This is a genomic window from Brevibacillus sp. FIR094 (assembly GCF_050477165.1).
In the GTDB taxonomy this organism is placed as follows: domain Bacteria; phylum Bacillota; class Bacilli; order Brevibacillales; family Brevibacillaceae; genus Brevibacillus.
The window spans coordinates 23,389-47,318 of record NZ_JBEAES010000039.1 but is presented as its reverse complement, the minus strand read 5'-3'; the positions used below and the strand labels follow the sequence as shown (position 1 = coordinate 47,318).

Annotated in this window: 22 protein-coding genes; 13 read left to right on the top strand and 9 right to left on the bottom strand. The window is 45.8% G+C overall.

Features of this window, described 5'->3' with window-relative positions:
- Positions 1 to 227 precede the first annotated feature (227 nt).
- The gene (gene ppsA, locus ACQ5DJ_RS25425; protein WP_429844867.1) at positions 228 to 2,843 is read left to right on the top strand and encodes a phosphoenolpyruvate synthase; all 2,616 of its coding nucleotides are present in this window, start codon (positions 228 to 230) and stop codon (positions 2,841 to 2,843) included.
- A gap of 89 nt (positions 2,844 to 2,932) precedes the next feature.
- Here the strand turns inward: ppsA and ACQ5DJ_RS25420 are convergent, their stop codons facing one another.
- The 6 genes from ACQ5DJ_RS25420 to ACQ5DJ_RS25395 are packed head-to-tail and all read right to left on the bottom strand — an operon-like array spanning position 2,933 to position 4,898.
- A complete protein-coding gene (locus ACQ5DJ_RS25420) occupies positions 2,933 to 3,148 on the bottom strand; it encodes a spore germination protein (protein ID WP_017249535.1) in 216 nt (71 codons plus the stop codon).
- Positions 3,149 to 3,151: 3 nt separating this feature from the next.
- Positions 3,152 to 3,544: a spore germination protein GerPE gene (locus tag ACQ5DJ_RS25415; protein ID WP_429844866.1), complete on the bottom strand. Its 393-nt coding sequence runs from the start codon at positions 3,542 to 3,544 to the stop codon at positions 3,152 to 3,154.
- Positions 3,545 to 3,558: 14 nt separating this feature from the next.
- The gene (locus ACQ5DJ_RS25410) at positions 3,559 to 3,750 is read right to left on the bottom strand and encodes a spore gernimation protein (protein WP_429844864.1); all 192 of its coding nucleotides are present in this window, start codon (positions 3,748 to 3,750) and stop codon (positions 3,559 to 3,561) included.
- Positions 3,747 to 4,361 (bottom strand): spore germination protein GerPC, encoded by a 615-nt coding sequence (locus tag ACQ5DJ_RS25405; RefSeq protein ID WP_429844863.1) that lies wholly within the window; start codon positions 4,359 to 4,361, stop codon positions 3,747 to 3,749. Before ACQ5DJ_RS25405 ends, ACQ5DJ_RS25410 begins: the two co-directional genes overlap by 4 nt.
- 34 nt (positions 4,362 to 4,395) lie before the next feature.
- Positions 4,396 to 4,650, bottom strand: a complete 255-nt coding sequence (locus ACQ5DJ_RS25400; RefSeq protein ID WP_429844862.1) for a spore germination protein GerPB — start codon at positions 4,648 to 4,650, stop codon at positions 4,396 to 4,398.
- Complete coding sequence (locus ACQ5DJ_RS25395; protein WP_016740748.1) at positions 4,647 to 4,898, bottom strand: spore germination protein; 252 nt, start codon at positions 4,896 to 4,898, stop codon at positions 4,647 to 4,649. The genes ACQ5DJ_RS25400 and ACQ5DJ_RS25395 overlap by 4 nt, the downstream gene beginning before the upstream one ends.
- A gap of 146 nt (positions 4,899 to 5,044) precedes the next feature.
- Between ACQ5DJ_RS25395 and ACQ5DJ_RS25390 the strand changes: the two genes are divergently transcribed.
- A complete protein-coding gene (locus tag ACQ5DJ_RS25390) occupies positions 5,045 to 5,242 on the top strand; it encodes a hypothetical protein (RefSeq protein WP_429844861.1) in 198 nt (65 codons plus the stop codon).
- Positions 5,243 to 5,251: 9 nt separating this feature from the next.
- Here the strand turns inward: ACQ5DJ_RS25390 and shc are convergent, their stop codons facing one another.
- Complete coding sequence (gene shc, locus ACQ5DJ_RS25385) at positions 5,252 to 7,234, bottom strand: squalene--hopene cyclase (RefSeq protein ID WP_429844860.1); 1,983 nt, start codon at positions 7,232 to 7,234, stop codon at positions 5,252 to 5,254.
- On the opposite strand from shc, the gene ACQ5DJ_RS25380 reads away from it, so the two are divergent.
- The 4 genes from ACQ5DJ_RS25380 (at position 7,207) to ACQ5DJ_RS25365 (ending at position 13,710) form a co-directional block, all read left to right on the top strand.
- A complete protein-coding gene (locus ACQ5DJ_RS25380; RefSeq protein WP_429844859.1) occupies positions 7,207 to 8,337 on the top strand; it encodes a DUF2515 domain-containing protein in 1,131 nt (376 codons plus the stop codon). The genes shc and ACQ5DJ_RS25380 overlap by 28 nt on opposite strands.
- Before the next feature lie 85 nt (positions 8,338 to 8,422).
- Positions 8,423 to 10,657 carry a DNA topoisomerase 3 gene (locus ACQ5DJ_RS25375; RefSeq protein ID WP_429844858.1) on the top strand — a complete coding sequence of 745 codons (2,235 nt, stop codon included), beginning with the start codon at positions 8,423 to 8,425 and terminating at the stop codon, positions 10,655 to 10,657.
- Between the two features lie 954 nt (positions 10,658 to 11,611).
- Positions 11,612 to 12,502: a GNAT family N-acetyltransferase gene (locus ACQ5DJ_RS25370; protein WP_429844857.1), complete on the top strand. Its 891-nt coding sequence runs from the start codon at positions 11,612 to 11,614 to the stop codon at positions 12,500 to 12,502.
- Between the two features lie 11 nt (positions 12,503 to 12,513).
- Positions 12,514 to 13,710, top strand: a complete 1,197-nt coding sequence (locus ACQ5DJ_RS25365; RefSeq protein ID WP_429844856.1) for an MFS transporter — start codon at positions 12,514 to 12,516, stop codon at positions 13,708 to 13,710.
- Between the two features lie 92 nt (positions 13,711 to 13,802).
- On the opposite strand, the gene ACQ5DJ_RS25360 is transcribed toward ACQ5DJ_RS25365, so the two are convergent.
- Complete coding sequence (locus tag ACQ5DJ_RS25360; protein WP_429844855.1) at positions 13,803 to 14,213, bottom strand: nucleotidyltransferase domain-containing protein; 411 nt, start codon at positions 14,211 to 14,213, stop codon at positions 13,803 to 13,805.
- Between the two features lie 412 nt (positions 14,214 to 14,625).
- On the opposite strand from ACQ5DJ_RS25360, the gene ACQ5DJ_RS25355 reads away from it, so the two are divergent.
- From ACQ5DJ_RS25355 to ACQ5DJ_RS25340, 4 genes are all read left to right on the top strand, one after another.
- Positions 14,626 to 15,291: a PspA/IM30 family protein gene (locus tag ACQ5DJ_RS25355; RefSeq protein ID WP_429844854.1), complete on the top strand. Its 666-nt coding sequence runs from the start codon at positions 14,626 to 14,628 to the stop codon at positions 15,289 to 15,291.
- A 66-nt stretch (positions 15,292 to 15,357) separates the two neighbouring features.
- Complete coding sequence (locus ACQ5DJ_RS25350; RefSeq protein ID WP_429844853.1) at positions 15,358 to 15,762, top strand: DUF350 domain-containing protein; 405 nt, start codon at positions 15,358 to 15,360, stop codon at positions 15,760 to 15,762.
- A gap of 25 nt (positions 15,763 to 15,787) precedes the next feature.
- Positions 15,788 to 16,294, top strand: a complete 507-nt coding sequence (locus ACQ5DJ_RS25345) for a DUF4178 domain-containing protein (protein ID WP_429844852.1) — start codon at positions 15,788 to 15,790, stop codon at positions 16,292 to 16,294.
- A gap of 17 nt (positions 16,295 to 16,311) precedes the next feature.
- The gene (locus tag ACQ5DJ_RS25340; protein WP_429844851.1) at positions 16,312 to 17,100 is read left to right on the top strand and encodes a DUF4247 domain-containing protein; all 789 of its coding nucleotides are present in this window, start codon (positions 16,312 to 16,314) and stop codon (positions 17,098 to 17,100) included.
- A gap of 75 nt (positions 17,101 to 17,175) precedes the next feature.
- On the opposite strand, the gene ACQ5DJ_RS25335 is transcribed toward ACQ5DJ_RS25340, so the two are convergent.
- Complete coding sequence (locus tag ACQ5DJ_RS25335) at positions 17,176 to 20,097, bottom strand: collagenase (RefSeq protein ID WP_429844850.1); 2,922 nt, start codon at positions 20,095 to 20,097, stop codon at positions 17,176 to 17,178.
- A 187-nt stretch (positions 20,098 to 20,284) separates the two neighbouring features.
- Here ACQ5DJ_RS25335 and ACQ5DJ_RS25330 point away from each other — a divergent pair, with 187 nt between their 5' ends.
- Genes ACQ5DJ_RS25330 through ACQ5DJ_RS25320 form a run of 3 tightly spaced genes read left to right on the top strand, consistent with a single transcriptional unit; the run spans position 20,285 to position 23,903 of the window.
- Complete coding sequence (locus ACQ5DJ_RS25330) at positions 20,285 to 20,431, top strand: hypothetical protein (protein ID WP_429844849.1); 147 nt, start codon at positions 20,285 to 20,287, stop codon at positions 20,429 to 20,431.
- A gap of 3 nt (positions 20,432 to 20,434) precedes the next feature.
- Entirely contained in the window at positions 20,435 to 21,055 is a 621-nt protein-coding gene (locus ACQ5DJ_RS25325; RefSeq protein WP_429844848.1) for a DUF4912 domain-containing protein, read from the top strand.
- A 10-nt stretch (positions 21,056 to 21,065) separates the two neighbouring features.
- Positions 21,066 to 23,903, top strand: a complete 2,838-nt coding sequence (locus ACQ5DJ_RS25320) for a 1,4-alpha-glucan branching protein domain-containing protein (RefSeq protein ID WP_429844847.1) — start codon at positions 21,066 to 21,068, stop codon at positions 23,901 to 23,903.
- Positions 23,904 to 23,930: the final 27 nt, after the last annotated feature.

The following is a 23,930-nucleotide window of genomic DNA, read 5'->3' as shown; positions in this document are numbered from 1 at the left end:
TTCATCGGTAAACCGTAGGGGTTTTTCCAATGTCTACTTTAAGGGGTGCACTTCAATCTCTTCCGGGTTCTTTTTTATTGCACAGAAACAGACGCGATGATATAATCAGTTCACGACTGTTATATATAATGTAGTCATAGTTATTCCATCTTACAATCTAATCGTACCATGCTGATGAACTCCTGTCAAATGTTTTTTCTCAATTTAATGGTTAGGAGAGATGTTGAATGAGTTCTTTGGTTCTCGGTTTTCAGGAAATGGACAAAACGCAGCTTTTGCTCGTTGGCGGAAAAGGGTTACATTTAGGGGAATTGTCAAAAATTCCAGGAATACTAGTACCAGAAGGATTTTGCGTTACAACAGTAGGGTATCAAAAGGCCATCGAACAAAACGAAACGTACCATGCTTTGTTGGCTCGACTAACTATGCTAAAAGTGCAAGATCGAGATCAAATTGGTGAAATAAGCAGGAAGATTCGCCAAATCATTATGGAAGTAGAAATTCCTTCCGATGTTGTGAAAGTCGTTGCTCACTATCTCTCCGAACTCGGAGAGGAGCATGCTTATGCAGTGCGTTCTAGTGCAACTGCTGAAGATTTACCACATGCCTCTTTTGCTGGTCAACAAGACACCTATTTAAATATCATCGGCAAAGAAGCAATCTTGCAGCATATCAGCAAATGTTGGGCCTCGCTATTTACGGATCGCGCGGTAATCTACCGCATGCAAAATGGATTTGACCACAGTCACGTTTATTTATCCGTTATCGTTCAAAAAATGGTTTTCCCACAGGCTTCCGGAATTTTATTTACCGCTGATCCAATTACATCCAACCGGAAGTTGCTATCTATCGATGCCAGTTATGGACTCGGAGAGGCACTGGTATCTGGCCTGGTATCTGCTGATTGTTATAAAGTGCAGGAAGGGGAAATCGTCGATAAGAGGATAGCGACCAAAAAATTGGCTATCTATGGACGAAAAGAAGGCGGAACAGAGACACAGCAGATCGATCCTGATCAGCAAAAGACCCAAACACTTACGGAACAACAAATTTTACAACTGGCACGCATTGGAAGACAGATTGAAGCTTATTTTGGTTGTCCACAAGATATCGAATGGTGTTTGGTTGATGATACTTTTTCTATTGTCCAGAGTCGTCCAATCACGACTTTATATCCCATTCCTGAAGCGGATGATCAAGAAAATCATGTCTATGTATCTGTTGGTCATCAACAAATGATGACCGACCCCATGAAACCATTGGGACTGTCTTTTTTCCTGCTAACGACTCCTGCACCGATGCGTAAAGCGGGTGGAAGGTTGTTTGTTGATGTGACAAATATGCTAGCTTCACCTGATAGCAGACAAATCATATTAGATACCCTGGGACAATCCGATCCGCTTATAAAAGATGCGCTTATGTCCGTAATGGAGCGAGGAGATTTTATTCAATTGTTACCAATCGATAAAAAAGAGCAGAGTCCCGGTAATAGCAATAAAGGTATGGCGTCTTTAGGTTTTCAAGAACAATTCGAAAACGATCCAACTATTGTTTCTGATTTGATGAAGCGTAGTCAAACATCGATCGAAGAGTTAAAGCATAGCATCCAAATGAAATCAGGACCGGAATTATTTGACTTTATTCGAGAAGACATCCAGCAATTAAAGAAGATTTTATTTGATCCACAAAACATAGGTGTGATTATGGCTGCTATGAATGCTTCAAAATGGATCAATGAAAAAATGAACAAGTGGTTGGGGGAAAAAAACGTAGCAGACACGCTTTCTCAGTCTGTGCCAAACAATATTACTTCGGAAATGGGACTGGCGCTAATGGATGTTGCAGATGTGATTCGTCCTTATCCAGAAGTAATTGACTTTTTACAGCATGTAAAAGAGGGTAACTTTTTGGATGAACTGGTTCAGTTTGAAGGTGGACAGGAAACGCGAGATGCCATCTATGCTTATCTCACGAAATACGGAATGAGATGTGCCGGAGAAATCGATATAACGAAAACTCGTTGGAGTGAAAAACCAATGACGCTTGTCCCCGTGATCCTAGGTCACATCAAAAACTTTGAGCCGAATGCTGGTAATCGGAAATTCGAACAAGGGCGACAGGAAGCTTTGGAAAAAGAGCAAGAGTTATTAGATCGATTGAAGCAATTACCGGATGGTGAACAAAAAGCCAAAGAAACCAAACAAATGATCGACCTTATCCGGAATTTCAGTGGGTTTAGGGAATATCCAAAATACGGTATGATTAATCGCTACTTCGTTTATAAGCAGGCTTTACTAAAAGAAGCCGAACAACTTATACATGCTCGCGTTATTCATGAAAAAGAAGATATATACTATCTCACTTTTGAAGAACTTCACGAGGTCGTACGTACAAACAAATTGGATGATGAGATCATCAGCAAACGAAAAGACGATTACAAGTTTTTTGAAAAACTAACTCCCCCACGCGTCATCACGTCTGATGGTGAAATTTTTGCAGGTAAGTACAAACGAGAGAATCTGCCCGCCAATGCGATTGTAGGTCTTCCTGTTTCTTCCGGGAGGATAGAGGGGCGAGCACGAGTCATCTTAAACATAGAAGATGCTGACCTTGAAGATGGAGATATATTAGTCACCTCCTTTACTGACCCAGGCTGGACACCGTTGTTTGTATCCATAAAAGGTCTTGTCACCGAAGTTGGTGGACTGATGACCCATGGGGCAGTTATCGCACGTGAATATGGCTTGCCAGCAGTTGTTGGCGTGGAAAATGCCACCACTCTGATAAAAGACGGGCAACGAATTCGTGTGCATGGAACAGAAGGGTATATTGAAATATTGTAGGAAAGGGGGCCTCGTGCCTCTTTTTTTTGTTTCGTTTTTCGGCCAAAAATAAAAACAGTGTCAATGAAAAGACATTAACACTGCAGGAATTAGATATTGCCAAACATCGGTTGATCGACGACATTAGGGTCCAGTGTATTCGTTGCGTTGACACCATTGAGCGTGTTGACGACGTTACCTGTGTTGCCGCCTCCTGAACCGGAGAATGTCTTGGCGGCTGTTTTTGGCGATATGTTGAGCGTATCTCCGAAGTTAACGGTACCGGAATTACTATTGATATTGACAGCTCCAATGACAGAAGGCACAGCCTACCCCCTCCCTCTAGTTGTCGGCTCTTCTTGGAAAATGTGACGAATATTTACGACGCGCGTTTCGAGTTTTATGGATTCGTTCGAACCAATATGGACGACGGACGATCCTGCTACGAAAGGGACTTCCACTTTTCGAATGAAAATGTACGGACAGTCGTGGAACGTATCGATGCAAATGGGATCTGAGAGAATAGGGGGAGTTAAGGGAACGGAAAAGGCTGAGTAATTCTCGAACATAAATTCATTTTCATAGAAGATGGCCTGTTCACGTTGGACGGCTAATATGTTTGCGACAGCATCAATCTGCCGGGAATCACCGATTTGCAGAACAGATGAGGTATCGACCGAGAGAACATCGAGCTTACGGACATGACTGGTCCTTCGGTACATGGTGACAAACCTCCTTATGAAGCAGGCAGCGCAGTATCAATCGGGATCGTGGCCCCGACAATCATTTTTTCGGGTGGCGTTTCATAAATCGCTCTGAGGTCTACTGTCTGTGTGTCCCCAATAAACAAGGAAGCGGCAGACGTGAGAGCACTGACGGAAACCCTCTTTACACAAATGGCTTCGTTTATCACTTGATACTTCATCATGGTTCGTTCACCTCATGAGGCAAATTTTTCAAGAATGTTTCGCAGGTCTTGTCGATATCCCGTTTCACTTTTTGGACGGTGTTTTGCACGAAAACATCGAGCTGTTCTGGTTCTAGTTCAGCGGTAGGGAGCTCGCTCATGTAATACTTAATCCGTTGATCGATCTGCTTTTTAATGTCATCCAAGATAAACGCTCGATAATTGTTATCCAGTGGATAGTTGCACTCTGTCTCGATTCTTTCAAGAACGAGGTAGGCATCTGTCTCCAAGTATAAATAAATTTCTTTCTGGACTCGGTCAAAAAGTGGGGCATTGCTTTGGTGCGGATTAGGAACATCCATCGATTGATTGATGGAAAAATCACCGATTCCTGCATCATTTCCTTTCGGGTTTAAGCCGATATTGAGAGTCCCTTCCAGTCGCTCAACCTTAAGCAGATCGAATTTGTACTCGTTTTTGATGACGGAAGGAATCTGTTTTTCCTTGAGATCATTTACATCTTGCTGCAGCTGTTCAATCATTTGCTGCAATTTCTCGATCTTATTGTTTTGCAATTGTATATAGTCATGTAACTGTTGAAAATACTGCATCATTTCGGGATCCATGTACATGACGACCATCCTTCTTCATCTAGCATACAACGAATTAGCCAAGCCGTGAAAGAATACCAGGGCGTATGAGCGAAGGCTGAACCAATGGAATGAGGGGAACGAATTCTTCCGCGCCGGTTGCGGGCAGCGGTCCCACCTGTGGAGCTGGCTCTGTGTATCCACCGGTGTTGTACAGCTTGGATACGGGCTTAATAATCCCGGCGCTTCCTATTTGGCACACCGAAGAGTTGCTTATGCCTTCAATTTTAAGCGAATTGATTACGATATGTTGCGTCACAAAAAAATTCATGCGAAATCGCGTCCCTTTGCCCTGAAATCGTTCGTTTCTTCTACAAAAAGCGGGATATCATTATCGGATTGTTCATTGACGTAGACGACGCTACGTGGAATTTTAAAGGACAGATTGGTACCAGAATTGAATGATCCTCCACCCGCGAAGGTTTTGGCATAAGTGGTAGGTGCAATTTTACGGACGTCTCCGACATTGAAAACGCCGCCCACGTTGTTTACATTAATGACTCCAACGAATGCTGGCATGTTCGGCACATCCTTTTGGGAGAGATCCTCTCTGTATTGTATGTCGTAGGCCATTGGGTGTTCATACCTGTTTTTGCGACCGAACCAGTGCGAGCAGCATACGATGTACGGATAGGCGCAAGTTTAGGAAAAGGAGAAAAAGTTCCATGAATATGAAGGTGACAAATAAAAAAATAGACGTCGGTGATTTCAGTTTTGGTGGAGTAACTAAGTCGTCGATTGTGCTGATTGGGGACACCGATGTCCTTTCGTGCTACTCCATTTTTGATACGCCTCCACACGCCGTGATTTATACACCCCAGGTTCCTCTCCAGCCGTTAGACATTGGTTTGAGAAGAGGGTAGAAGTGATTTTTACATGTTCGCGTATTTCGTCTGATAGTGGCTGAGTGCCAGCAACGGCCAAATCCAACGATAGCTGTGATAAGCAAAGTAAGTGCCACCAGGACGTCCCCCGCCAGTCGGGTAGCGAGTCGTCCAGTCATTTGCTTGATTGTGAGTGAGCAAATAGTGAATCCCTCGTTGTAGCTCTGCTGTCGGCTTTGGTGACACGGCTATCAGTGCATCGATTGCCCATGCCGTCTGCGAGGGAGTACTTGCTCCGAGGGGGACGTACGTTTTTTTCAGATCGCTTTGGCAAGATTCACCCCAGCCGCCGTCGGCATTTTGGTTGGCAACCAGCCACGCAACCGATTTTTGGATGGCGGGATCAGTAGGGGAAAAGCCAACCGCCATCAGCCCGGTAATTGCAGCCCATGTACCGTATAGGTAAGCAATTCCCCAACGTCCATACCAGGAGCCGTCTGCCTCTTGATGTTTGAGAAGCCAGCGGACTCCTTTTTCTACATGGGGGTCAGTCAATGTTCGCCCGGCATAGTTTCCGAGGAATTCTAAGGTTCTACCTGTCAAATCGGCAGAGGAGGGATCTGTACTGACGGTATTGGCTCCTTCGATCGGCAGGTGGCGAATGAAATCAGCATCTGTATTTCGTTCAAAAGCAGGCCAGCCCCCATCGTTGTTTTGCATGGATAATAGCCATTCGAGACCGTGCTTCCAAGCGGCTGCTGTTTTTATATCCCTACGGGCGAGCAGGCGCAGAGAGCGCAGAGCTGCCGTCGTATCATCGATATCCGGGTTCATGGTGTTGTAGTCAGAAAAGCCCCAACCGCCAGGCGTTCCTGTTGGATTGCGAATTTTCCAGTCACCGTACGTATGCTGCTGCTTTTGGAGAAGGTAACGATTTGCTTTTTGAATGGCGGGATGGGTGATAGAAAGTCCGCTTTTTTGCAGAGAAGAAGTCAAGAGCGCCGTGTCCCAAACTGCTGAAGTAGCAAGCTGCAAGTGTGCGCCGTTTTCATAATCGTAGACACTATTCGTAAGCCCCTGCATCGCTTTTTGGATGAGTGGGTCTTTCGAAGAAAACCCTCGAGCAAGCAGCGCAAAAATCATGAAAAAGGTAGAGGTCGAATAATTGTACAGAGTACCGTCCGGCTCGATTCGTGCCAGGATGTATTGTTCCAGACGTCGTAGGGCGAGCTTGTGTAGTTGTCCGGGTAAAAAGGGGAGACGCTGCAAGGAATCATGGATAGTGGCGAGGAACGATTGCCCCTCTTTGAGGAAATTCTCTACAAATCGATGCGGATAGAGACCGCGAGAGATAGGTGTATCTACGTATAGATCGGACAAGTCTGGCGCATTGTCAGGCTTTTTTACATATTTACGATCAGCCACAATCATCATGGGGGCAAGATGGACACGTGCGTACCCGACAAAATCGTAAAAGCTGACAGGGAAGCTCGGGGGAAATAGAGCAATCTCGACGGGAACGAGAAAGTGCGAGGGCCACTGGTATTGGCCTGTCATTGCTGTAGAGAATTTGGTCAGCATGTTCGCTTGTGTCAGCCCACCCTTTTTCAAAATAAACGAGCGAGCCAGAGCCATTCTCGGTTCGTCCTTGTTGTATTTGCCAGATAGTAGAAGGGCGTAATACGAATCAATGGTGGTAGACAGATGGCCTTCATGCTCGTCAGGGTACAGCTTCCATGCCCCATTATCGTGTTGGAGAGACGTGATGTGAGCAGTGAGCTTCGCCATCAAACGCTCATCATGAATACCCAGCGTGCGCAATAGGATGATCATGTGAGAATCTGTCATCGGTGAGCTTTCTAAACAAAAGCGCCAAGTGCCATCCTCTTGTTGGTGCTGTAACAAAAAGGCTTGGATGCGGTTAATTTCTTCCTGGACTTCGCGCAACTCATTCACCTCCCGATTAAATACATTGCCTAAGGAAGAGAGGGGGAAGAGCATCGATGGGTTTGTCGTGGTACCAATACGCATCGCGTCTGCCGCTTGCCATGAATTTGGGGAGAGTCCGTACGGCGACAGCGCCATTGCCAGCGCAAGATCAAAAGACGGTAGAGCGGATTAGACAGGAGACGCTCGCCCACAACCGTGACAACATAGACAGAACGCGTGCCTATTTGTCGTTTTATCAAAAGCATCCAGAAATTCATTGGGCGCTATTGGCACATCTCGTATCGCGCAATGCGGGATGGAGTATGACCGATTTGCGGGGAGAATTATTGCCTCGCTTGCTTCGATCAAAAGAGCAGCAGGATTATTTTTTGTTTTTGGAGCGGGGAAACTGGCTGATTTTTCACGATGCGTACCCTCAATTGTTACTGTATGAAGAGAGTGTCAGGCGACAGACCAACCTTTTTTATATACTGCCTCATCTGGGCGTCTCTACTTTCATGCAGGTGATCTGGAATCATTTCTGGAAGACATCTGACAAAGAGCTACTCACCATTGGCTTGATTATCAATGAACAAAACTACTTGGAAGAACAGGTCATGAAAGAGCCAGGTTATCAAAATTCAGTTGTCCGTACAATCCCGTTTGCCCTGCAGGAGCTTCTACAGCTGAATATGATCTTGCTTCCCCATCGGAAAGTGGCTGATGAGCGGGATTCCTTGCAGCTCGCTGGTGAGCGAGTGTTTCATTTTGCCTCCTTACCAGAGAGAATCAGTTTGGGAAAAAGGCTGTACAGTCTGCTGTTCGGAGATACGAATAGGCAGGAGGCAGCGTACGCTTGGGCATTGGAACAACCACACACAGGTTCACGAAAAGATTATTGGCCCCATCTTTTTCACGATGTGAATGATTTAGCTCCTGGCAAGCCTTATCAGGTAAAACTAATAAACTGTCAGCTACGATCAGGGGCAAAGCGTCTGTTTTCCCCAGTGCTGCGTCAAGTTTGGAGACCTATCCATCATGAGCCGCCAAAGGAGTTAGATTGGTACAAAGACAAGAGCGACGTATGGCGTGTGCTGACTCGAACGGAGGAGACAGCAAATGCAGCAGAGATGAGTGAGGCGTATTGCCAAGCGTTGGCGAAAATTGAGTGGGCTGTCGCAGCCAGAACGAGAATACTTGGCTAACTTGTAGTAAAATAGAGAGGAATTCAGAACGTTAGACCGATCCTCGACGCGTTGCTTAGAGAGTTTTAGAAGGAGCGATTATCATTTGAAGACACTAATTATTGCGGAGAAACCTGACATGGGACGAAATATTGCTGCCGCAATAGATCCTAAAGCAAAAAATAACCGCACCTATTTAGAGGGTGAAAAATACATCATTACGTGGGCAATCGGGCACTTAATTGAACTAGCGGAACCGGAGGCGTACGACCAAAAATATAAAAAGTGGAACATCAATGATCTCCCTATCATACCCGATTCATTTAAGCTAGTGCCCAATCGGAAAACAATCGATCAGCTAAAAATGATCGGGCAGTTGGCCAAACGAAGCAATCTGCTGATTAATGCATGCGATGCCGGGCGGGAAGGTCAACACATATTTTCACTCATTCAGCGACATCTAAAATTGAGTCAACCCGTTAAAAGACTTTGGATCTCGGACTTGACCCCTGAAACGATCAGGAAAGGATTTGCGGAGATGAAAGATGCCGCAGCCTATGAAAACTTAACGAGGGCAGCAAAAGCTCGTAGTGAAGCAGATTGGCTCATCGGGATGAATGGCTCACGTGCATTTACGACCAAACATAACGCGCTCCTTTCTGTTGGACGAGTACAGACACCTGTCCTTGCTCTTATTTATGATCGACAGAAACAGATTGAGGCTTTCTCATCCGTTACGTTTTTTCAAGTGGAAGGGCATTTTTCGCAGGATCAAAGGACGTACAAGGGTATTTGGCAAGGTGATCGCTTAACCGATCCATCTAAAGCAGAAATGTTGGCTCGTAAGGTGAAAGGAAAACAAGGGCGGATCGCATCCTACGAAGTGAAGGATACCAAGGAGTATCCATTCAAGTTGTATGATCTGACATTGCTGCAACGTGAGGCCAATGGCAAGTATGGTTTTTCCGCCAAGAAAACCTTGGATATAGCACAGGCACTCTATGAAAAACACAAGGTGATTTCTTATCCGCGGACGAATTCCAACTATGTGACAGAGCAAAATATTCCCGAAATGCACAACACCTTGTCGTCCTTGCAAGGCACTGCATATGACAATTTGGTAAAGGGTGCAAACCGTAGTTTGGTTCATAAAGGCAACAAATTTATATGTAATCCAGCAAAAGTAGACGACCACCATGCGATCCTGCCGACAAATCGAAAGGCTTCAGGGCTTACGCCAGATGAGCAAAAGTTATACGATTTGATCGTTCGCCGCTTTCTGTCACAGTTCTATCCACCAGCTGAATATAAGATGCATACGGTCATAACCGAGGTGGAAAAAGAATTGTTCAAAACGTCGGTGAAAGAACGGAAAAGTCTCGGTTGGAAGATTATTTATGCCGATCAGCAGAAGGAAAAGCCCAAGAATGGGAAAGGTGCGGCAAAAGAAGAAGAGGATAAAGAAGAGATTGAAGTTAATGAGCCTTTTATCATTCAACCTGATGCCAGCGTAGTATGCTCGGATGCTATGGTAAAGGAGAAAGAAACACAGCCGCCCAAGCATTTTACGGAAGGAACGCTTCTAAAGGCGATGGAAAGCGCAGGCAAGCAAATCGAGGACGAGGAACTGCGTGATGCGATGAAAGAATCTGGTCTGGGAACCCCGGCAACTCGTGCCGCTACCATCGAACGACTGAAAAAGGTCGGATACGTTGAAATGCAGGGGAAAAGGGTTCAGCTTACGCTAAAAGGTCGTACCGTTATCGAATTGATTAGGGGAGCAGGGATCGAACTATTAACCTCACCTGAAATGACAGGGCATTGGGAGCGCCGCTTGAATGAGATCTCTCGAGGGACCGCCTCTGACAAGCAGTTCATGGAGAATGTGAAGAAATTCGCTACGATGATCGTAGAAAAGGTTCGCGTACAATCTCGTGCTGAGAAGACCTTGTTTGAGAGTGAGGGTACGACTCAGAAAGGATCTTCGAAAACAAGAGGACGAGCTGGGGGGCGAGGTGGCAGGAATGCCACAACAACTCGAACCGCAGCAAAGACCGCTACTACAACTTCAAGTATCATCACCAAATGTCCAAGACCGGGTTGCGGAGGCTCCATTTTCATGGGACGCAAAGGTTACGGATGTTCGAATTACAACGTGGGCTGTAAATTCGTCATATGGAAAGAGAATTACGGGCGTATGCTGACGGATACACAGATTAAAGCACTCATTGAAAAAGGCAAAACGGGTAAAATGAAGCTTGAGCGTCAGGATGGAACACAATTTCAAGCAAAACTTATTTTGAAAAGTGTAGAATCGGGCGAGCTTACTTTCGAACAGTAAATTTTTTTTGTGACACGTAAATCACCAATTTGTTCATTCAAAATAATGTTCTAGACTGGCCGCTGTTTTTTAAAATTAACGAACCCGTTGTATTATGAGGTCAGCCAGTTTTTACTGGTTGACCCCTTTCATTTAAGGGGGTTTACCATTACGGTAGCCGGGGTAGAACGGTCGAACCCGTGGGAGATCTCATCCCGTCGCTAAAACTGTTCACCCCCTACTTGTGGAAACCATGTTTAGGCTGGTTGGGACAAAAGAAGATCTCGCATCACTAGCGATGCTGTGGAACTGCAAGCAGTCATTAGGGGGTGCCGGCAATAATTCTTTGGAGTGATGGCCTTCACCGACTGGATATCCATTAATAGAAACACAATTGATCAGGTCTGTGGGCAGATCAATGGCTAACGGCGAAGAATGCGGGAACTAGGGATCTTGAAAGCAAGGGTAAAAAACTTTATCGAGGACTTTTCAACGAGGAACGACTGCGTTTTAGCAGAAGGTTTGTGCGATCCAAAAAGTTCAAGCAAGATTGCCTTAACATGGTGAAGGACTTAAACTTTCTTACACGTTGAAAAAAACAATTGTAAGACTTCGGTACTTCACGTATAGTTGAAGGTAGTTATTGATTTTGCAACAATAATGGAGGTGGGGAACATGACAATGACATACATGAGTTCTATTTCAGTATGCAATCATATTCCATTTCCCCATCTGGCGTACGTGAAATCCTCCTAGTTTATCTAGCAGGTTCTCTTAGCTGTGCCTAAAACACGGGGATTACCCGTGTTTTTTTGTATGGCAACGATGTACGCGTCAAAGGCTTGGTGTAGCCAAGTTTGTTTATGTTTGACGCCGTGGGGATCGAATATCCCCACGTTTTTTGCTATCTACTGCCGTGGGGATTGAAAGCTCCACGGCTTTTTTCTACTCACATACTAATGGGAGGTTGAGACGATGAGTACAATTAACAACGGTGCAGGACTTGTAGTAGCAAACGGGCTTTCGAAAGAGTGGTTGAAACAGATTGTCCATTTGGCCAAAATATGCGAGGCGTACGATGAATTTGATTTATCCGTCAACCTGAACGTATCGATGCTCCAAAACCGCCAACCTGATCAAACGAATGATTTTCTGTACGTCCAAGATGGGCAACTGGTTGGATTCCTCGGTATGTATGCGATCGTCAGTCCGAAAGAAGTGGAGATCAGCGGAATGGTTCATCCAGACTATCGACGCAAAGGAATCTTCCGCGCTCTGTATGAACAAGCAAAAGCTGAATGTGAAAAGCGTGAGGTAACGCAAATTTTACTCATCAGCAATCGCAAGTCCAAGGAAGCCAGTTCTTTTGCAGAAGGCGTAGCGGCCACTTATCAATTCTCTGAGTACAAGCTGGATTACTCCGCTACAGCGCACGTAACTGCTGTGGAATCGGATAACCGTCTACAGCTTTGCCCAGCCACCACGAATGATTTTCAGACACTGGTAGAGATTGGCGTAAGCGGTTTTGAGGATACAGCTGAGTTCATGACTGCGCTAGTTACACGCAATTTGTCAGAGCCATCCTTCCGAACGTATCTGGCTCAGTACGAGTCTGAACCAGTCGGGATGATTACCGTAAGCGAAGAGGATAACGAGTTTTTCATCTCAGGATTTTGCGTAAAAAAAGGGCTCCAAGGAAAAGGGCTGGGTAGAAAAATCCTCTCTCAGACAGTGGAAATCTTGAATCAAAGAGAACACATAGGAGGAATTAGCCTAGAAGTGGCTGTCGATAATCAAAACGCCTTGTCACTCTATCAATCTACAGGATTTGAAGTCGTCTCAGTATACGACTATTATGTCGGGTGAGGCTTGATTGAATGAAAAATCATGCTTTGCTAGATTCCAATATGCTTATGATTTTCATCTATTCCTTTTTTACGAAATTTCATTTGTGGCTTCCCATCTATGTGCTGTATTTACAGCAGGTACGAGGCCTAAGTCTGGCCACAATCGGAATTGTAGAGGGATTTGGTTGGGTAGCTGCCGCTTTGGCTGAGGTACCGGCTGGAATCCTTGCAGATCGTTTCGGTCGCACCCGTTCTCTTGTGATAGGAGTCTTATTAATGGCTCCTGCCATGATCCTCTACGCATACACAGGCTGGTTCCCGATTCTTTGCTTGCTGCAAATCGTATGGAGCGTGGGAGGGAGCTTTATTTCTGGAGCTGACCAGGCACTCCTCTACGATTATCTACACGAGAAAGGTAAAGAAAATCTATTTTCCAAAGCGGTGAGCTATCAATTGGCAATGATGCGTATTGCCACTGCGTTTGCCGGAATCATTGGCGGGTGGTTAGCTACCTACTCGCTTGGTTTACCGTTTATTATTTGTGGGATTCTCACCTTTTTTGCCGGGTGTGTTGCCTCTTTCATCAAAGAACCGAAACAATCGGGGGTGGGAACAAACAAAGAACACGAACCTCTCATCCACTTCGTTTTCAGTACCTCAAGAAAGGTATGGAAGAGAAAGAGCTTGCGCAATGTACTGCTCTATTCTGCTATTCTGGCTGTTCCCGCTTTTTGCTTTACGTTTTTATTTGTTTCACCTTTCCTACATGAGAAAGGAATGACTATCGAATGGCTTGGCATTGTATTTATTTTCATACAAAGCACAAGTATTCTTGGTTCCTTCGTCTCCTATCACATGGAGAAACGATTGGGAGAGACAGCAACGGTTATCTTGTTCACTGTCATGATGGCTTTGAGTATTTTCATGCTTCCGTTGTTGCCTGAACTATCCGGGATCATCTGTATGATTCTCATCAGCTTCTTTTACTCCATCATCGAGCCTGTCTTAATCAATATGACGAATCAGCGAATCTCGGGGAATTCACGCAGTACGCTACTTTCTTATTCATCCATGATTAAGACGATCATCTTGGCGGTTCTGGTTCCTTTTTTCGGAAAGCTCGCAGAAGATGTTGGCTACCCTATTCTATGTACACTGATCTCTGTCGTTCTAATCGTTCTACCTTTGGTTTTCTTACGCAAAGAAAAGGATACGGCTACGCTATGATCTAAGCATGCCTGTGAAGAGCCCCACAAAAAATGGCTATCCGATGCCGCGGCTGGTAAAAAAACTGAGCTAGCATGGATAGCCATTTTCTTCTACATCTGAGATGGACTTGTTTTACTGAGTATCGTTGCAATACCAGAACCTCTCTCCCAAAGAATCAGTGGGTTCTCGACTCGGGATTCGAGCTCTTCCAGTTGTACAAATTTAAGGTCGACATGAAGAGGGGCTGGGCCATATAAACAAATAAGCAATCTCGGTTCCCCGACATGCTCGCCTGTGAATGCAGAAAGTAAATGACCGAGTCTTTCGGCAATTTGGAAGCGTTGTTCCATGATCTCGTTTCGAAACGCATAATTGTAGACGATTATTAAATCCAGATCACTATACTCATCCATTTCTCCATACATCATAGATCCGCCTGCGAGGAGACCTATAAGTCGTTGATCTTGGCTTACATACTCAATCGCTTGCTCAATGAATCGATCGTGTAAAGGTAACTTCATGCGAAGCACTCCTTATAATGTGACCCATAAAATCGGTATTATTGAAAAGTAGCATTTACAATTAGTGGTAGTCAAGGGTATGTAGATCAATATAGCAACAGATCATACTATCGGACGAGTCCATTGAAAAAGGCAAAACGGGTAAAATGAAGCTTGAGCGTCAGGATGGAACACAATTTCAAGCAAAACTTTTTTGGAAAAGTGTAGAATCGGGCGAACTTTCTTTCGAATAGGTATTATTTTAGATGCGTTTTTGAAACGAAATACAGGTCGTGCTCTGCGAAAAGCAAAGGTGAGCCAAATAAAAAATAAAATGTTGAAACTTACTTGCGTAATTATCGTAAATACATGTATAACGGGGACGGCAATCTAGGCCGAACAACCTGGTACGTACTTAAGGAGGAATAAATCCATGTCCATTTTTAAAAGACTTCGTGATTTGACCATGTCCAATTTGTACGCTTTGATTGAGAAAGCAGAAGATCCAATCAAAATGACAGATCAGTATTTGCGTGATATGCAAGAAGACTTGAACGAAGCAGAGAAAGCGGTTGCCGCCCAAATTGCTTTGGAAAAGAAATTCAAGGTGCTGTATGAAGAACAGGAAGCCTTGGTGAAAAAACGTGAAGAACAAGCTCACATCGCAGCACAAGCGCAGAACATTGATCTGGCTCGACGAGCTCTGGAAGAAAAGAAAGCCGCTGAGCAAAAAATGAACGAATACAAGGACAGCTACGAGAAAAACAAGCTGGCAGCCGACGGATTGCGCGAGAAGCTGGCTGAAATGAAAAAACAGATTACCGAGCTGAAAAACAAGCGCGAAACATTAGTTGCCCGCGTCAATGCAGCCAAAGCGCAAAAGACGATCAACCAGGCGATGGGTGGCTTCGACTCGAACTCGGCTATGTCTGGCTTGAAACGCATGGAAGAAAAAGCACTGCAAATGGAAGCAGAAGCAGAAGCCAGCGGCGAGATTTACAAAAAACAGAGCTCTTTAGATGATGAAATTGCGAAGCTGAATAAGGATCAAGCCGTTGAGGACGAACTGGCTGCTTTGATGAAAAAATATGAGGGGTAAACCGCTTCAGGCGGTTTCCCTTTTTTTCAGACCTTAAACACCTTGACGAAAGTGGAGTGATTCGCTTTGACGTGGACAGAAATACTAGGGATGCTGGTTTGGACAGGAGCCGGTGGCATTTTACTTTTTGTTTTGATGTGGATCGATTCGTTGTTTACGAAATACAAGGACATCACGGAAATTAAAAACGGAAACATCGCGGTCACGACGCGTTTTGTTCTGAAGCTGTTTGCGCAAGGATATATCTTATCGCAATCCATCATTACCTCCAACTTATTGTGGACAGCACTGCTCGTTTCTGTGCTCTCATTTATCATTCTGTTCCTTTTGGAGAGAATCGTGGAATGGCTGTTAAAGCAAGTAGCTGGACTGGACCTGGAAAAAGGGACGCAGGAAGGAAAAGTGGCATATGCCATGATGGCTGGTTCATTCCATCTCGTGGGTGCATTGATTATAGCTGCATGTTTGTAAGACGTGAAAGGGAAGGGAGTACAGCATGAGTTTGATGAAGCGAATCCAAAATATTTTTGCCAAGCATGAGCCTCCTGCACCAGAGAAGAGCATCCTGACGGTTGGACCGGGAGATGTGGTCGATGTATCGCTCGTTACCTATCAAGTAATAGGGAAGGCGAGCAATGCGAGTCGCAAAGCTACGATGCTTACGTTACAGGATGGAACGACCATTCGCTACTTGTATATCGAGGAACGGGAGAAGATTGTCTATCATCTGTATAGCGTGATTGATGGACGAATGGATTCAATAGACGAAGTGCCAACCACAATCGAGATGGACGATGTTACCTATCACTTGGAGGAGCAATATAATGGCTCCGTTCAGGTTTCGGGGAAAGCCCCTTTTCATACGTCAGGGGAGCAGTACATCTGGCAATTCCAATCGGATCAACGCCAGTTGCTGCGAATCGAGTGGCAGGATGGCCGTTTCATGCTCTATGAGGGAGAAAGTGTTCTGCCAGCGGACGTACAGGTACTGCGCGGAGCATAGAGAGGAGGGACAAGTACATGCCAAATCCATGGATGAAATCAATCAAGCTCCTGCTGATTCCGGCCTTGTTCCTCCTTACGCTAGCGGGTTGTGGCAGTCCTGCGGTTGGCGAGACATATCCGCTTGAATCTGTCTCTACCAAAGACAATGGACAGTCGTCACGCATCTATCGTGCGGAAGACAAGACTGTACCGGAAGTGGCCTTGGAGCTGGCGGAGCAGAATACGCCAGATGAAATATCCAAAGAAGATCCGCAGCATATGTTCCTCATTTATCCGGATGAGGTATACCATTTGCAGCAAGACGCTGCCAAGCCGACAGATACATTGATCGAGGTCGACAGCAAAGAGTACGTCCGGCAAAACTACGATTCTTCGTTTTTGCAGGGATACATTGTAGCCAGCGTACTGGATGATTTGTTCGACGGGCTTAAGAAAAGTACAAAGGGCAGCTATCGTGGCTACTCTAGCAAGGACGTATACAAGACTTCCGGAACATATCGCGTGCCTACAACCGAGGACAAAAAAGTAGCGCCGCCGATTACCAAAGAAGGTACGGGAAGTATTTTCAAACGGGGTAATGCGAAGAACGCGGATGGTACGGTAGGTTCTGACGGCAGCCTTTTCAAGAAGCAGGGGGAGTCGTCTAGCGGCAGTTCAGGTAAAATTATTCGTTCTTCCAGCGGGGAATCGTCGAAGTCGAGTGGATCTGTCTCTTCCAAACGCTCGAGTTTTTCTCCGCCGAAAAGTAAATCGCCCCCACGAACGAAGGTAGGGGGCTCTGGGCGAATTACAAAGCGCCGATAACTGTAAAAGATAGGACAGAAACGAACACCCCCGAACGATTTTGTAGCTCGTTTGGGGGTGTTTTTGTTATGCAGATTAGCGTTGCTTGGTCTCTACCGTATACACAACGTCTTCATTTTGATATTTGTACACATACAAGTAGTAACGGCCTGGCTTTACTTGATAATGGGCACTTTGCAGATTTCCCTCTATCTCTTGCGGGTACGATACAGGCTGATCTGGATTTCCTTCGTGGAATAGCATCCAAGTCACACCTTGTCCCTGCTCGGGGTTCAGAGAAATACGTATTTCTTCTGGTTTATCTACTTGGAAGGCAAAAATATCTTGCCAGTCGTTTCCTTTCATGTCCCCTGAAACAGTCGTGCCTATCGGCAATGGACCATTCGCTTGCTCCGTAGAATCATTGCTCTCGCTTTCTTGATAGAATTGCTCTTGCGGGCTATCTTCACCCGTAACCAATAAGGTAAACGGTTGATCCTCTTGGCCTGTACCATACGTATAAGCAGTCACATAGTAAGTCCCTGGTTTCGCATCGAATGATCCGATCAGCATGTTGCCTTCACGCTTGTTGGGATAGGCGATGTAGTTCTGCTTATCCGATTCGTGGAATACTAGCCACGCCACTCCATCTCCTTGCTTTGTTTCCATCTCTACTTGCAGCTGTTGTGCTGATTTCACATCGAGACGGAACTCCTGACTCGGTTTTTGAAGATTGACGTTACCTGTAATCTGCTTACCCAATGAAATAGATAATTCGTCAGGGGTAGGCGTTGGATTCTCTGTCTCTTGTCCATCTTCATGAGCCAGCTTCCCGTGGAACACGACATCATAGGAAAAGCGTCCATCTTTTGTCGTACGATAATTGGTGAAGTAGCTCGTAACTGTGTCATAGCCATTCCAGGAAAGATCCGATAACTCCTTGAGGAATCCATCTGTGAGGCGGTTCATTTCTTGCCAATCCTGATATTCCCCTTGAGTAGCTCCACCCGTATAGACCCCACGCAACTCGAAGCTGCGGAAATCTGCAGAGTCTTTTTCATCTGTTTTTACATCGGTCAGAGAGGCAACCTCTGCGATTTGACGATAAACCTCTTCTTTGCTCGTCACGTCCACTTTTTGTAAGTAATCATCTGAAACGAGAGGGACATCCAACTCTTCATACTGATCGATCAATTCTTCTAATGTTTCTTGATAGCCACGTTCAAGTGCGCGATCACGGCTGAATTCTTCGATCAAGTGATCATAAGCAGATACATCATTGGAACGAATCGTATCATTGATTTTATTCAGACGAGCAAAATCATTCTTAAACATATGGTACTGAAGCGCGAATGAGTAGTCGTAGAAGGCCATAGTTCCGTATTTGGCACGCATCATATCTGCCGCAGTGTAATCGAGATAAGGCGCTGCATTTCGGATATTGCCTACAACGGATTGGCGAGGCTTGATTCCTTCCGTCCGGGTAGCACCTGCGAAAAACTCGGCTCCGCCTTCTTCATACCAAGGCAAGCGGCTGTTTTCATAAATCTCTCCCTGTCCCCACATGCCCGGTACTTCATATCTGCCTTGCAAAAAGTGGACGAATTCATGACGGAACAGCTCTTCCAGACTGTAGATGCTTTGTTCTTTTGTCCGATCGTAGGTGAAGAAAGTACCGGTACCCTCAATGTAGATACCACCGTTATCTGTGTCGTATCCGTACAAGAAGCGATTCATTTTATATTCATCAGGCGTATTGTAGATGACAATGGTCAGTACATCATCCGGATTACCGCTCTCAAGCTCCTTGTCATTGCCGATGACACGATGAAATTGTGCCTTCACTTCCTTGGATGCCCAATACAAACGCTCAACCTGTTCTTCTGTTAGTTTATCTCCCGTTTTGAACACAACTGCTCCGTCATCGAAAGTAAATTGTTGCGGAAGATAATGCTTTTTCCCTTCTTTTTTCATTTCCTCGAGGTCAATTTTTTTCCCATTGGCATCCTCACCATATGCTTCCTCGATTTGTTGAGCGGCTGTGAAGTATGGCTCGCTCCACTTTTTATAGGTTTTCATTGCTTTCGTCAATACTTCATTGGCTTTGTCAGGATCACTGTAGTAGCTTCCCAATTTCCCAGTGTAATACAAGGCATTGTTCGTCAACCATACGTGATCAGCGGAAGTGTCACCGTTTTCCGCCATGTCAAGAATGGGGTCTAGAAATGCATCGATGCTACCTTTTAGCTCATCTCTTTCTGAATCATCGACTCCCCAAATCAGAACATAGCCAACACCTTGAAGTACGCTGTAAAAGGCCTCGCTTGCTTCGCGATCATCTGACCATTTATCCCGATTGTCGTTAAAGTCCTCCATTACTTTTGACAGAAGACCGATTGTCTCAGAATCAACAGTCGTGTTGCTAATTAATTTTCCTGTAGAACCGATGATTTCATTTTGGGTCTTTGTACCTAAGGAGAAATTTTGATTGGAAGTAATTGCTTGAAGTGCTGGAATAATCTTTTGCTTATACTTTGGCTCCATCAAATACTTTAATTCTTTATGGTAATACCCCAAGTAATACCCCGAACGCAAAACTTCTACAAATGTATGTATGCCTTGCTCGTCATCCTTGGTGAAGTTCTTGCCACTCACTTGCAAGGCATCGATGATGGCCTGAACCCGCTCCCGATCTCCATAAAATTCCTGGGTGTCGTCGTTGTAAGTAAACAGCTCAGGGATTTGCGTCCAACTGATTTCCTTCAACAATTCAACAAGCTCTGAATTGTCCAATGTATTCAGGTGCGAGATGCTGTACTTCTCCTGTTTGGCTGCTTGGCGTAACTGACTCTTCGACATGTTTTCCTGAACTGGTGTATGACCAATCTGTGAATCAATGGGCTCTTGGGATGGGCTTGGCAGCGTGCTTTTGGCTTGAGCTGCTAGTGGCAAGCCTGTCGCTACCGTTGAAATTGCAATTGATCCTGCTGTTACCATGCTAATCCATGAACGATTCATTTCTTTCATTGACTCCTTTTTCATTCTTTTTGGAAGTAGAAGTGAATATTTTATAGTATCGGTATCCAACATGAAAATACTTACAAATAAAACAAAAGATGACGGAATATAGCTCTTTCTTCCTATTCGGCAAAAAGAAAAGAATGTCTAGAGAAGTAGCTTTGTAAGAATGGAAGGAGAGCGACTTTTGTTTGCCTATGACGAAAACATGATTGTTGATCGACAAAAGAAGAAGGGATGTGCATCCAGCATTCGACAGTCTTTGTTAGCAGCATTGGCTATGATTGACATTGGGAAAGCACAGATAGGTGAAATTGGCGGAGGGGAGTGCTAGAAGATGCTGGAAAAAATTCTCGAACTGCGTTCACGATCGATGTCCATTGCACAAATTGCCACAGAGTGCGGCTTAACGATCGGTCAAGTTAAGTATCGCCTGCAAAAAGACCGTGCAAAGCCAGTGACACCACCTCCCGCTAGAACGGAATCGGAATGGCAATTGCCTGCGTTTTATGGTCGGGACATTGTTAAAGTCATGGCACAAGGACCGACTGTGCTATTCGTCTATTGGGAAATCACTTGGCCGCGCATGAGAATGGTCGCATCGTACCTGCAAGCCGATTATCGTCACATCCAAAAGGGCTTGCGTCTGTATGATGTTACGGAACGCTTATTTGATGGAAAAAATGCGCATTCCGTCCGTGATGTGCTCGTACATGAAGAGGCTCATACCTGGTACGTGAAAGATGTAGAGCCAGGACGTACATACATGGTTGATTTTGGTTTATATGAACACAATCGGTTTTGTCCGATTTTACGCTCGGAAACGGTGGTTACCCCGCGCCAATCAAAAGCTAACTGGGGGGAACCGTTAGTTGAGACCGCCCACGATTTAGCTACACCTTCCTGGTTTGAGAATTTTTCCTCCTATTCGTTGTATACCAAAACATCAAATAAGTGAGGTGTCACTTGTGCACAAAGGTTATCTCTCCCTCGTGTTGCATGCCCATCTGCCTTATGTCCGACACGGGGATCGGGACGATCGCCTGGAAGAGCGCTGGGTGTATGAAGCCATGCTGGAATGCTATCTTCCCTTGCTCATGGTTTTCGACAAGCTCCTCTCAGACGGCATCGCTTTTCGCATGACCCTTGCTATTTCTCCGACATTACTTTCCATGCTAGATGATGATCTGATCGTGACACGCTTTCGTACACATCTAGCAAAGACCGTTGAATTGGCTGGGAAGGAAGTCAAACGAACCACAGGTCAACCCCAAGAACACCGTATCGCCAAAATGTACATGGAGCGTTTTCGAAGCATCATCGCCTATTGCCGCAAGTGGGATTTTCAACTGGTCAAGGCCTTTAGACACATCGAGGACAGCGGATGCCTCGAACTCATCACTTGCGCAGCCACGCACTCCTTTTTGCCCTATGTGGAAACAGAAGAGGCGATTCGGGCACAGCTTCAGGTGGGCATCGATACACATGAGCGGATTCTGGGGAGACGTCCGAAGGGAATATGGCTGCCAGAGTGCGGGTATACACCTGGATTGGATCGTTTGCTAAAAGAGGCAGGGCTGCGTTATTTCTTTGTAGACAGTCACACGATAGAGCATGCAACGCCTTTACCTCGCAGAGGGGTGTTGGCTCCCTTGTTCACGCCGCATGAAGTGGCTGCCTTTGCCCGTGATGAAGTGGCTTCCCGCCAGGTATGGAGCTCGATCGATGGCTATCCAGGGGATTATGACTATCGTGAATACTACCGGGATATCGGATTTGACAGAGAGATGAGCTACATCGAGCCGTACATCCATCCTGACGGTATTCGTGTGCATACCGGTTTGAAATACTATCGGATCACAGGAAAAGAAGGGGATAAAGACTGGTATGAGCCAAGCTGGGCGCGCGAAAAAGCAGCGTCACATGCGGGGCACTTCCTGTATCAGCGAGAGCGTCAAGTGGAGGAAGCCAGTCACTGGATGGATCGCAAGCCGTTGGTCGTCGCCACTTATGATGCAGAGTTGTTTGGTCATTGGTGGTTCGAGGGTCCGCAGTTTTTGGATGACCTCATGCGAAAAACGGTTTGTGATTCAAAATACGTGAAATTAATTACTCCATCTGAATATTTGGAGGAGTATCCAGAACAGGATCGTGGTCACTTGCCTATGTCTACGTGGGGGAGAAACGGCTACGGAGAAGTCTGGTTGAACGAGAACAATGGCTGGATATACAGGCATCTGCATCAAGCCGAGCGGGAACTGATTGGAGCGATTACGACCTTTTCTGAAAAGAAAGGAGATCAGCTTGCCTTACGATGCCTCACGCAGGCCGCACGTGAATTAATGCTGGCGCAAAGCAGTGATTGGGCGTTTATTTTAGACGGTCAAACGGTCACCCGGTATGCGGTGCAACGCGTTCATGACCATTTGGTTCGCATGCGGGCTCTCTTGGCGATGTATCGAGAGGATCAACTGGATGAAGAGGCAATTACACAAGCAGAAGCTGACTTTCCGATCTTTCCTGACTTGGATATCACGTTCTATTTGCCTAAACAAACGCATAGAGTGAACGTATCGCGTCAATTGGTAGCGGCTACGCAAGATCAGTCTTCGACAAAAACAATTTTGATGCTTGCATGGGAATTTCCCCCTCATGTGGTAGGGGGGCTTGGTCGGGCTGTCTACGATCTCGCTAGGCATCTTGTCCAGCAAGGAATCGTGGTACATGTGCTGACACGTTCGACAGATTCATGCTCCATAGATGAGACGATGGAAGGGGTTCACGTACATCGTTTGGCTACGTACATTCCTTCTGAACAAGCTGACTTTCTGGCATGGGTGTTTCAACTGAATTTGGCGATGGTCGATGCTACCTACAAGCTCTGGTCACTCGGGATGCGACCAGATGTCATCCATGCTCATGATTGGCTTGTCAATTGGGCAGCGATCGAACTGAAGGAGAGGTACTCTCTGCCCCTCGTCAGCACGATTCATGCTTTGGAACATGGACGACAACAAGGCATTCATACACCGTTGCAGCAAAGAATTCATGAGTGTGAACGTACACTAACACAAAGCTCTGAATCGATGATCGTTTGCAGTAAGTATATGGAGTCGGAAGTCATGCGCCTTTTCGGAACACCTTCATCCCAAATACGTGTCATTCACAATGGCGTCGATCTCATTCCTCTACCGGATGTAAATCGTGAACAGCTTCGGCAGGAGTTGGCGATAGGGGATGGCCCTGTCCTCTTTTTTGTAGGGCGCTTGGTTCAGGAAAAAGGTGTTCACCTATTGTTGGAAGCCATGGCAAGGCTGCGCGCTGAGTTTCCGCATGCGAAGTTGCTTATAGCTGGCAGAGGACCGATGCAAGACGAGTGGAAGCAGTTGGTTCATCAGATGGGACTTTCTGAGCAAGTCCGCTTCTTGGGCTTCGTAGAAGATGGTAGGCGAAATGAATTGTTCGCCTTGGCTGATGTGGCGGTATTCCCGAGCTTATATGAGCCTTTTGGAATTGTTGCACTGGAAGCGATGGCTCTGGGTACGCCAGTTCTTGTTGCGGATACGGGAGGGCTACGAGAGATCGTTCGCCATGGCGAAAACGGCGCCATGATGTTCACAGGCGACCCCGAATCCTTGACGAATCAACTCCGCTGGCTACTGCGCGACCCTGATCAACGGCATCAACTAGCCCAGACGGCCATGCAAGATGTGAAACAGTTTTATAACTGGACCATTCTGGCTAGTCAAACCATCGATCTATACCGTTCACTTGGCGTACCCGCGGAAAGCGGCTTGACAACATAGATTGCAACGATGAAGGAGGAAGAAAAG